Source organism: Mycobacterium sp., from assembly GCF_052143115.1.
GTDB lineage: Bacteria > Actinomycetota > Actinomycetes > Mycobacteriales > Mycobacteriaceae > Mycobacterium.
Genome location: NZ_JBKQTQ010000269.1, coordinates 1 through 10,457, shown reverse-complemented (window position 1 = coordinate 10,457; position 10,457 = coordinate 1). Strand labels below are relative to the sequence as shown.

The 10,457-nt window shown below is 64.7% G+C and carries 9 protein-coding genes; 5 read left to right on the top strand and 4 right to left on the bottom strand.

Annotated features, from left to right (window positions below; translation table 11 throughout):
• Positions 1 to 478 precede the first annotated feature (478 nt).
• Positions 479 to 895 (top strand): SCP2 sterol-binding domain-containing protein, encoded by a 417-nt coding sequence (locus ACLQI9_RS26505; protein WP_442381262.1) that lies wholly within the window; start codon positions 479 to 481, stop codon positions 893 to 895.
• A gap of 278 nt (positions 896 to 1,173) precedes the next feature.
• Here ACLQI9_RS26505 and ACLQI9_RS26500 read toward each other — a convergent pair whose 3' ends face one another.
• Complete coding sequence (locus ACLQI9_RS26500) at positions 1,174 to 1,440, bottom strand: hypothetical protein (protein WP_442381264.1); 267 nt, start codon at positions 1,438 to 1,440, stop codon at positions 1,174 to 1,176.
• Between the two features lie 146 nt (positions 1,441 to 1,586).
• On the opposite strand from ACLQI9_RS26500, the gene ACLQI9_RS26495 reads away from it, so the two are divergent.
• Entirely contained in the window at positions 1,587 to 2,009 is a 423-nt protein-coding gene (locus ACLQI9_RS26495) for a hypothetical protein (RefSeq protein WP_442381266.1), read from the top strand.
• 38 nt (positions 2,010 to 2,047) lie between these two features.
• Here ACLQI9_RS26495 and ACLQI9_RS26490 read toward each other — a convergent pair whose 3' ends face one another.
• Positions 2,048 to 3,043: an SLC13 family permease gene (locus ACLQI9_RS26490; RefSeq protein WP_442381268.1), complete on the bottom strand. Its 996-nt coding sequence runs from the start codon at positions 3,041 to 3,043 to the stop codon at positions 2,048 to 2,050.
• A gap of 463 nt (positions 3,044 to 3,506) precedes the next feature.
• On the opposite strand from ACLQI9_RS26490, the gene ACLQI9_RS26485 reads away from it, so the two are divergent.
• Together ACLQI9_RS26485 and ACLQI9_RS26480 are read left to right on the top strand one after the other, a co-directional pair.
• Positions 3,507 to 6,491, top strand: coding sequence for an AMP-binding protein (locus ACLQI9_RS26485; protein ID WP_442392404.1), 2,985 nt, complete (start codon positions 3,507 to 3,509; stop codon positions 6,489 to 6,491).
• Positions 6,491 to 8,131, top strand: coding sequence for a GMC oxidoreductase (locus tag ACLQI9_RS26480; RefSeq protein WP_442389501.1), 1,641 nt, complete (start codon positions 6,491 to 6,493; stop codon positions 8,129 to 8,131). The genes ACLQI9_RS26485 and ACLQI9_RS26480 overlap by 1 nt, the downstream gene beginning before the upstream one ends.
• An 87-nt stretch (positions 8,132 to 8,218) precedes the next feature.
• Here ACLQI9_RS26480 and ACLQI9_RS26475 read toward each other — a convergent pair whose 3' ends face one another.
• Together ACLQI9_RS26475 and ACLQI9_RS26470 are read right to left on the bottom strand one after the other, a co-directional pair.
• Complete coding sequence (locus ACLQI9_RS26475; protein ID WP_442378130.1) at positions 8,219 to 8,515, bottom strand: hypothetical protein; 297 nt, start codon at positions 8,513 to 8,515, stop codon at positions 8,219 to 8,221.
• A gap of 72 nt (positions 8,516 to 8,587) precedes the next feature.
• A complete protein-coding gene (locus ACLQI9_RS26470; protein ID WP_442389500.1) occupies positions 8,588 to 8,992 on the bottom strand; it encodes a heme-binding protein in 405 nt (134 codons plus the stop codon).
• Positions 8,993 to 9,349: 357 nt separating this feature from the next.
• Here ACLQI9_RS26470 and ACLQI9_RS26465 point away from each other — a divergent pair.
• The coding region (locus tag ACLQI9_RS26465) for a cation:proton antiporter domain-containing protein (RefSeq protein ID WP_442392403.1) at positions 9,350 to 10,457 on the top strand (1,108 nt) is incomplete at its 3' end.

The following is a 10,457-nucleotide window of genomic DNA, read 5'->3' as shown; positions in this document are numbered from 1 at the left end:
GCATTGCGTCGAGGTCGTCGTGGTAGCGACGCCACGCCGATTGGCACACCACACGGACCACCGGGTTGACGAGGCGCAGGATGATGCTTCCCTGGTGCCCGCTCATCGCGACGCCGCGCCGAGGATGTCCACTGCCTGCCGATCCTTTCGTCGCGACTGTTGTCGCGGCTGGTTCCCAAACTAGTCAGATTTGACTGTTTTTAACTTAACACCAAACCCACCGCAGGTCAACGATCGGATCGCCTTTTTCAGCGCGGATGCGCCCGGCTTCGAATGGGGATGTGCCGGCAACGGGCGGTGCGCAGACGTCCGAAGAATCCACGGGCATCCGTACGCCGGAGTGATGTACTCGTCGAGGGCGGCGGAGAAGCCTGCTTGCTGAAACCGTCAACCTCGACTACTTTGCAGCTGGGCTCTGCGATTGCGGGTCAATCTTGGCACCGTCGGGCCTCGGCCAACCCTTTGGATTGTGAGGTCAATGGTGCCCATATTCCGCGATGCCGACGAGGTCTACCGTCACCTCGGGGGATTGTTCGAATACGCCGAAGAGACGCTCGCCGACGTTGCTGCAGCTACCGGGCTGGTGGCCCGACTCCGGTTGACCGACCCCGATTGCGTGCTCGTCGTCGACTTTCCCGGAAAGAAGGTGTTCCTAGGCGAAGCCGGGACCGGCGTGGCCGCCGCTTTCGAGCTGGACATGGAGGCCGATGTCGCTCACGCGGTGTGGCTCGGACGCATCCCACCGGCCACGCTGCTCGCGACCCGCCGAGTCAGAGTTCGTGGATCGGCACGCAAGCTTCTCCGGATGCAGAGCCTGGGCGAACGGCTGATCCCCGTATACGAGAAGCTCCTCTGCGACGCGAACCGAGAAGACCTCCTCACCGCGCCAGCCTGACTTAATCGGTCGGGCCCGGACGGGGGGATCGAGGACGCCACTCGCCTTCGAGCGTGATCGGCTGAGCCATTACCTCCGCGCCGGGCCCCCTGCCGCTCGGGGCTATTTCTCGGCGGCCACCCGGACAGGGGGGTAGCCGGGAAGGCACCTTTTTCGCCTTACGACGAGTACGGGGAGAACTGCATCCTGCCGTGCGGCGCCTGGTGGTGGCAGGAAGTTTCGGACGGCGTACCCCTGAGCGGCGGCTGAATGAGCGTGAAGGAATTGCGTTCGCACCCCTAGCAGGGGTCGCCATCGGGCGTGTAGTACGGCACACCCTCTACCGTGTAGCACGGCTCCTCGCCCGGCCGGTACGGGTCGGCGGCCGCCGCTATGAGCGCGCCGCCCGCAACGTCACCGGCTATGTGGCTGCAGCCACCCACGTCGACATGATGGCGTCGTCCGTCTGCGCCGGCGCAGATGTCGGCGTGCGCTACCGGTGCTATGGCCACCGGCGCTACCGCCATCGCCATGGCTGTCAATAGCGCTGCTGCCAGCTTCGTCATGTCACACCCCTTTTTCTAGCCCGGCCCACTGTGATTATCGCAGACAGCCGATTCGGATTTGTCACCGTGCGCGGCCAGACTCGCCGCGCGGGCGCAGACTCTTGGTCCATCGCGCCGCCCGTGAGCGGCATAGCCGAGGAGGACCGATGAATAGCAACCACCACGCCCATCTGGACAAAGCTAACGACGCCGTCGTGATCGAGAACCTGACGGTGCGGGACAAGGACGTTGCCCGCGAGGCCCGGCGCTGGACCACCGGCGAACGCGGACCGATCGTCGATGACGTCGACAAGCTCGCCGGCGCCGATCTCTCCGAGTTCGTCGCCGAAGCCGTCAAGATCGGCGCGCACGCGCTGTCGGCCACCGGACAGCGCGCCCTCGGTCACCACCAGGTGGCGGCGACGTTTCGCCGTTGCCGTTTGGGCAGCAGCGCGCCACGCAGCGCCAGGCCGCGGCGGACGACCAAACAGGTAGGGGTCCATCTTGGCCGCGCGCGGCAGTCCCTGCTCATGATCACGCTGGCGCCAGAAGGCCAGTGCCGGAAACGATTTGGGCGGCGGCCCCGGTAAGGTCGGATTTTGGTCGAAATTAGTGAGAAGCGCCGTGATTACCCAGGTAGATAGATCACCCTGGCTAGTGCGACGGTAGCTAGCATTGTCAGTAACAGCATGGGCAGACCGACTTTGACGTAATCCCCGAAGCGGTAGCCGCCGGGTTCCATCACCAACATGTTCGATGGGGAAGATACGGGCGTCGCGAAAGCTGCCGAACAGGCAATCGCTACCGTCATCGCGAATCCCTGCGGCGAGACGTGCAGTGCCTGTGCGGCTTCAATCGCCACTGGCGCAATCAATACCGCCGTTGCTGCGTTGGAAATGAACAAGCCAACCAGCGCGGTAACCAGGAACACCACCGCGAGCATCAACATCGGGCCAAGAGGGCCTAGCGTCCTCACCAGTTCTTTCGCCATCAGGGTTGTGGCGCCCGTTTTCGTGAGCGCGGTAGCCAAGGGCAGCATCCCGGCGATCAGCACCAGCGTCGTCCAGCTGATCAGGCGATAGATGCTGTCCAGGCGGACGCAGCCGGCGGCGATCATCGCCAACGCGGCGATCAGGGCCGCATCGGAGTTGGGCAGGACTTGGGTCACCATGATCGCGACCATGCCGACGAGAATCCCCACCGCGATCGGTGCCCGTCCCCGTGCCGGCAATCGCTCTTGGTATTCCGCCGGTAAAGTCAGCAGCACGAAGTTCTCGCGATCGTCGCTCAATCTATTGATATCGTCCCAGTTTCCGCCGACCAACAAGGTATCGCCGAAGTCCAGGGTCTCCCCAGCTGGGTTCTCGGTTACCGGCTGACCCCGATGGCGGAGAGCCAGCACGGTCACATGGTATTGCGAGGAGAGATCGAGACCTCCCAGGGTGCTGCCGATCGCCTTTGACTCTGGGGCCGGCATCACTTCGGCCACACCGATATCTTGCAATACTTCCTGTTGCTGGCTCTCCGCCTGCGGTCCGGTCACACTGCAGCCGAGGGTTGTGCTCAGTGCGGGAACCTGCTCCTCGTCCACGAGGGTGAAGACGACATCGTCAGCCTCAAACACCGACTCGGGCAGGCGAAGTCGTTGGTGAAGCCGACCGGGTTTTGCAGGATTGCCTGACATTCTGCGTAGCGAAGGACATGCACAGCGGGCAGGACGGCGTCGCGAAACGCGGCGCACTGATCGCGGAGCGCAGAGAGTGTCGGGAACGGATCGCGTTGGAAGGACTCGTCCAGGGCGTCGAATGTCCCAGGAGTCGCCGTTATGAGGGATCCGCGCGCGCTCGGCGCGCCCTCTGCATCGTCGGTCGACACTGACGGATTGGTGATTGGGACACTCCTGATCTAGTCAGATTTGACTGGTTTTGAGGCTAGCGGTCGCGCTGCGGCGGGTCAATGGTCGACGAAGCAGCCATGTTCGGGTCCGATAACCAAGTGCCCGCCTACAACCGCGGGACGGGGGTATTGACCGACCTGGCGATCCCTGCTTAACTAGAACTTAATCTAGTCAGCTCTGACTGGTTTGCATGGAACGGATCGACGTGGACATCTCGAATCGAGTAACTGACCTCATGGAACGGGTGGGATTGGCTAAACGGACCGACCGACTCGGTGCAGTGGCAATGAACGCGGCGCAACTGCTCATGCACGGTGGGTTCGAGACGGGCGAGAAAGGCTCGCCGTTCGAGGTGGTTGCAAAGGAGCCGATGTACCGGCTGCGCCGGTATTTCCCGGATAGCGACAGCACCGGACGGCCGGCGGTGGTTCTCGTCCCGCCGATGATGTTCGTGGCCGACGTCTACGACGTGTCCTCTTCGTCGTCGGCGGTGAGCGTGCTGCATGAGCACGGCATCGACCCGTGGGTGGTCGACTTCGGCGCACCCGAACATGAGGAAGGTGGGCTGCAGCGGACGCTCGCCGATCACATCGTTGCGACTAGCGAGATCGTCGACCGGGTCCGGGACCTGACCGGCAGAGACGTTCACCTGGGCGGATACAGCCAGGGTGGCGTGTTCTCTTACTCCGTTGCCGCCTACCGCCGCGGTGCGGGGCTGGCAAGCGTCATCTCCTTCGGTAGCCCGGTCGACACCAAGTCGGTGGGCATATTCTCGTTGCCCGAACCGGTGATGGAATTCGCCGCAGACGCGATCGCAACGTTACTGGACCGCACGGGACTGCCCGGTTGGGCTACCCGCGAAGGCTTTCGGCTGCTCGATCCGGTCAAGAATGTGCGGTCACGAGTGCAGTTCCTGCGGCAACTGCACGATCGCGAAGCGTTACTGCCCAACGAGCGCCAGCGGCGCTTTATCGAGTCTGAAGGCTGGATCGCCTGGCCGGCTCCGGCGCTCGCCGACGCACTGCGGCAGTTCATCGCACAGAACCGGATGCTGTCTGGCGGCATGGTCATCGACGGGCAACCGCTGACCCTCGCCGACATCGAACGGCCCGTCCTGTGCTTTGTCGGCGAGAACGACCAGATCGGACAGCCCGAGGCGGTCCGGGCGATCCGCCGCGCGGCTCCGCGTGCCGAGATATACGAGGTCTCGCTGCCGGTCGGACACCTCGGCATCGTCGTGGGTTCAGCGGCAACGACCCGAACCTGGCCGACGGTTGCCGCCTGGGCATCGCATGTCGACAACGGCACGGAGATGCCCGAGATCATCGAGCCGATGGCCACCGAACCGTCGGAGGTCGCCTCCGACAGCAACGGACGCAACCCGCTCATCGCGGCGGTAGGCCAGGGATTGCAAGCCGGCTGGCGCTTGGGCGCGTCGACGCTCGACGCGACGTGGGCACTCACGGCGGGCGCCGCCGCTAATCTGCCGCGGCTGCTGCGCCTGGAATTGGTGCGCGCTGAGACGCGGGTGTCGCTCGGTTGCCTCCTCGACGAACGCGCCGAAGGCCACCCCGGTGCAGTCGGGTTCTTGTGGGAAGATCGCGCGCACACTCACGCTGCCCTGAAGACGCGTATTGACGCTGTGGTGGCGGGACTGCTGTCGGTCGGCGTGCGTCAGGGTGAACCCGTCGGCGTCCTGATGGACACCCGCCCCAGCATGCTTATCGCCGTTGCCGCGCTCGACCGGATCGGAGCGGTGGTCGTGTTGTTGCGCCCCGACGGGGCGTTCACCGAGGAGATCAAACTTGGTGGCACCGCGCGCATCGTGACTGACCCGGAACACGTCGACTCCGTCCGCGCGCAGACGGACGCCGAGGTGTTCGTGCTCGGCGGCGGCGGAGGACAACGGGACCTCGGCGTCGACGGCGTGATCGACCTGGAGCGCATCGATCCAGATGAAGTCATCCTCCCGACCTGGTATCGACCGAATCCCGGCCTGGCGCGCGAAACCGCGTTTGTCTTGTTCACCGGCGACGGTCCGTCGACGAGGGCGCGAATGATCACCAATGCCCGCTGGGCGCGGGCCGCCTTCGGAACCGCGACGTCGGCTGAGCTCGGACCGCGCGACACGGTCTTCAGTGTCAACCCGATCCACCACCCGTCGGGCCTCTTGATGTCCTTGGGGGGTGCCATCGCCAGCGGCGCCCGCTTTTCGATGGCGAGCCGCTTCGACCCCGACACGTTCTGGAACGAAGCCCGCCGCTACGGCGTGACCGTGGTGTCCTACACCTGGACACAACTCCGCGACCTCGTCGAGGCGCCACCGCATCCGGGTGAGCACCACCACACGATCCGCACCTTCATCGGCTCGGGGATGCCGGTTGGACTGTGGCACAGGGTCGTTGAGCGCTTCGCCCCGGCCCGGGTGGTGGAGTACTATGCCTCCGCGCAGACCGACGCGATCCTGGTCAACATGCCCGGCGCGAAGGTCGGTTGCATGGGCACCCCGCTTCCGGGCAGTCCCGAGTTGCGCATCGCCCGCATTGACGAAAAGACCCGGCAGCTGGCCCTTCGGGCGGACGGCTCCGCCGAGCAGTGCCGGCCCAGGGAAATCGGGATGTTGCTCTCGCGAGTGGAGCCGGGAATGTCGCCGGCGGCGCGTCCCCATCGCGGGCTATTCGCACCGGGAGACGCCTGGGTGCTGACCGGCGACCTGTTCTACCGCGACGAGGATGACGACTTCTGGCTCGCAGGCAGTGCCGACTCGCTCGTCACTACCGCTAACGGGGTGGTCGGCGGGTCCGCCGTCGAAGACGCACTCGGCATCCTCGACGCGATCGACATGAGCGTCACATACGCCGTTCCCGGATCCGAAGGCAACAACCTCGCGATAACCGCCCTCACGCTGCGATCCGGGCGATCGCTCGACGCCGAGGACCTCTCCGCAGCACTGGGACAGCTGTCACCGGACCGGCGACCTCATGTCGTGCACGTTGTCCAGCGCATCCCAACCAGCACTTCGCATCGACCGCTGCCAAGCGCGTTCGCCGAAGGCGGCCGGCCCGCGCCCGGCCCAGGGGTCTACAAGCTGGATCCGCTCTCCGGCGAGTACGAGACAACAACAGTTGCAAAACCAGTCAGAACTGCCAACTCCCACGCGCGAAGGAGCCGATGATGAGCCAGGCACACGACTACGACTATCTGATTGTCGGGTCCGGTTTCGGCGGCAGTGTATCGGCGCTGCGCCTAGCCGAGAAGGGTTATCGGGTAGCCGTTTTGGAGTCCGGGCGTCGTTTCGAGGACCACGACTTCGCCGAGCGGCTCTCGCAGCTGCGCCGGATGATCTTTGCGCCCAAGCTGGGTTTGAACGGCATTCTGCGGGTCACACCGTTCAAAGACGTCATGATCCTCAGCGGAAGTGGCGTGGGCGGTGGCAGCCTGGTCTACGCGCAGACCCTCTGGCGAGCCGGGGATGGATTCTTCGAGGACTGGCGCAAGGTATGCGGAGACGCCCCGAATCTCGAAAAGTATTACGAGTTGGCCGAGGGCATGCTCGGCGTCGTGACGCAGCCGCGGCGCACGCCTGCCGACGACGCCATCGAGGCCATTTCCGTCGAGCTAGGTGTAGCTGAGACCTTCGGCCCAGTCCCCGTTGGCGTCTACTTCGGCGAGCCCGGCGTGGTGCACGCCGATCCGTATTTCGGCGGCGCCGGTCCGGCCCGGTCGGGTTGTATCGAATGCGGGTTGTGCCTGTTGGGATGCCGCCACAATGCCAAGAACACGCTGCCGAAGAACTATCTGTGGTTCGCGGAGCGCCTCGGTGTGCAGATCGATCCCGAACGCACGGTCACCTCGATCCGGCCACTGGGGGCGGCGGATGGCTCCGACGGGTACGCCGTGACCAGCGAACGCAGTGGCTCCTGGATTCGCAAGGACCGCCGCACGCAGACCGCACGCGGTGTGGTCGTAGCCGCCGGTGCGCTGGGAACGAATCAACTACTCGCCCAATGTAAGAGGGACGGCACGCTGCCGCGAATCTCTGACCGGCTCGGCCAGTTGGTCCGCACCAATAGCGAGGCGATGACCGCGGTGACCACTCCGGACGACCGAGGGTGGGGTCGCAGCGTGTCGATTACTTCGAGCGTGCACCCCACCGGGGACAGCCATGTCGAAGCCGTTACCTACGGGCCGGGCGGCAACGTGATGGGCCTGATGTTCACACTGCTCACAGGCGATGGCACGAGAATCACCCGGCCGCTCAAGCTGCTCGCCCAGATCTGCAGGCACCCGATTCGATTTGTCCGCGTGACCAATCCGCGCGGCTGGTCGCAACGCTCGCTCATCACCGGCGTCATGCAGAGCACCGACACATCGCTGTCGCTGGTGCCCAAGCGGCGGATACTCGGCCGGCGGCTGCGGCTCACCACGCGCCAGGATCCGGACCACCCGACGCCCACTTTCCTGCCGGTGGCCAACGACTTCGCCCAGCGGCTCGCCGACCGGACCGGTGGGACAGCGCAGACTTGGCTGACCGAAGCGCTGTTCAACATGCCGATCACCGCACACATTCTGGGCGGCGCGGTAGCGGCCGACACCCCCGAGCACGGAGTTGTCGATGGCGAGCATCGGGTGTTCGGCTACCAGAACCTGCTTATCTGCGATGGTGCGGTCATCCCGGCCAATCCCGGTGTGAATCCGAGCCTGACGATCACGGCGATGGCCGAGCGGGCGATGGCAGCAATCCCGGTCAAGCCGGGCACCCACACGACAACCCCCCGCGCGAGGTTCATCAACTCGAAACCGGCAGCAGTTTGAGCGTGTGCACCCCGACCCGCTCGGCGCTGCTCACCGGAGGCCACGCGATCCGGTGGCTATGTGGTTGCTTGGCGATAGGGGAAGGGCTTAATTGCACCCGCCGGCGTTGACCCACCGACCGTTGTAGCTCACACATCCGGTGGCGTTCGGGGGCGGCGGTGGGTCGTACGGCATGGGAGCGTAGTACGCCGGCGGCGGAACGTAAGGCGCAACCGTGTCGGCGAGGTTCGCGCAGCCACTCACCGATACCCGTCGGCCGGCGCTAGCGCAGACGTCGGCGTTAGCGACCCCGGGTGCGGGAATAGTGACGATCGCCCCGGGGACGGCCGCGAGCGCCAAGACGGTCGCCGCCGTGATAGTCCATGACCGTAACCAATGACTCATCTTGCTTGTCTCCTCACCGGCGTGACTGGCCTATGTCGAAGGTGATGGTCGGGCGTGACACCACTTAGGTGACTATTGACCCGAATTAGGGTGGTAATCGCAGCGATCGCTCAGGTCGGTGACGGGTTGACGGATCCCGTTGATTTCGGACTCAACCTGGGGGTGGGCGTTCATGTAGTTCTGGACGTCGCCGCGAATCTCTTCGTTCGGCTGCCCACGAAGGCCGGTGAAGAAGTCGTTGACGTCCGGGTGGCTAAACAGATAGCCCGCCATCGCGGTCCCAACTGTGCCCGACGCCTGCGCCAGGTCGGCGGCCGTGCACCCAGGCGCCGGGGCCGCAGGGGCTGGAGGTGGCGGTTCGGGCGTGGGGTCAGCAAACGCCAACGAGGCGCCCCCAAACAGCATCGCACCGGCCATCGCCGAAGTACCGATCGCTCCCACCAGTGCGCCATGCATGGCACGCCTTGACAGCATCATGCTTGCTCCTTCTCGTCCAGTGTCCGAACGGCTATCGATGCCACTTAGCTAAGCACAACAAAATAAGACATTGGGGCGAGTAACAATTCGAAAGTAACCGCGAGAGCAAATTTTGCCGGCACCGACCGCGAGAGCCAATCCCACGGTCCGGCATTGGGTGTCGGCAGACTTCGAGACCGGTGACCGGTTAAGGCATCCGGTGCCTGACGAATCCGCCAGCGGACGTTGACATCTCACCGCTAAATGGCGCGCAGCGAATATCCAGGAAGGGACAGATTGAGGCGACACCGTAGTCGAGGAACCTAGGGGCGTGCCGGCGAGTGTCAGTATGGAGCCGACGCTAGGCAGGAGCAGAGAATGCACAGTGAGACTGCGTTCGTCCTCACAGTTTTGGTGTTCTGCTATGCCGCCGTCTCCGGGCTGGTCCGACGCTGGTACCTGGCGCCCGCGCTGATATTCGTCGTCCTCGGGATAGTTCTCGGTCCGTCGTGCCTGGGGTTGATCAAGGCGGGGTCCGACGCGAAGGCTTTCACGGTCCTTTCGGAGCTGGCGCTGACGGTGATTCTTTTCAACCAAGCCTCCACGCTGAACCTGCGGACCACGTTTCGACGGGGCCATCTGCCGATGCGCCTGATGGCGATAGGGATACCCGTGACTATCACCCTCAACACGGCAATCGCCGTCTCAGTGCTGCCGGTGCTGCCGTTTTGGGAAGCGGTGTGCCTGGCCGTTATCGTGGCGCCCACCGAGGTGGCGTTGGTGGACGCCCTGCTCGAGGATCGGCGCATCCCTGAGCGTGTCCGCCATGCGCTCTCGATTGAGAGCGGCCTTTATGACGGCTTTGCGCTGGCCGCTTTGCTGGCCGCGCTGGCGCTCGCCTCGGAGCAGACTCATCCCGCTCCGGTCCGCTGGGCCTGGTTCGCGTTTCGTACCGAGTTCGCCTCGCTGGCGATCGGCGTGCTCATCGGTGTGATCGGCGGCGTGGTGATCTCACGATCCAGTGCGCGCGGGTGGATGAGTGGCACCTGGGCGCAGCTGGCGACCCTGGCGCTCGCGCTCGTCTGCTTGGGGCTTGGCGAGCGGTTGCACGGCAGCGGGTTCGTCACCGCCTTCGTCGGCGGGTTGGCCTACGCAGTTGTTTCGCGCCGCAGCGGTACCCAGGTGGCGGCGACACAGGTCTCCGACGCGGCCGGCCAACTTCTCGAACTGCTGGTGTTCGCGCTTTTCGGCGCGCTGGCAGTCGTGCCGGCCTGGCGCGACGCTGGTTGGCGAGTTGTTGTTTTCGCAGCTCTCGCGTTGATCGTGGTACGTATCGCATCACTCGCGATCGCATTGGCTGGTAGCGGTTTGCCGAGGCGCAGCAAACTGTTCATGGGATGGTTCGGTCCCCGGGGAATTGGAACACTCGTGCTTGGCCTGATCGTGATCAAGGAAGGCGAGATAAAACAGGGCACGTTGATCACTC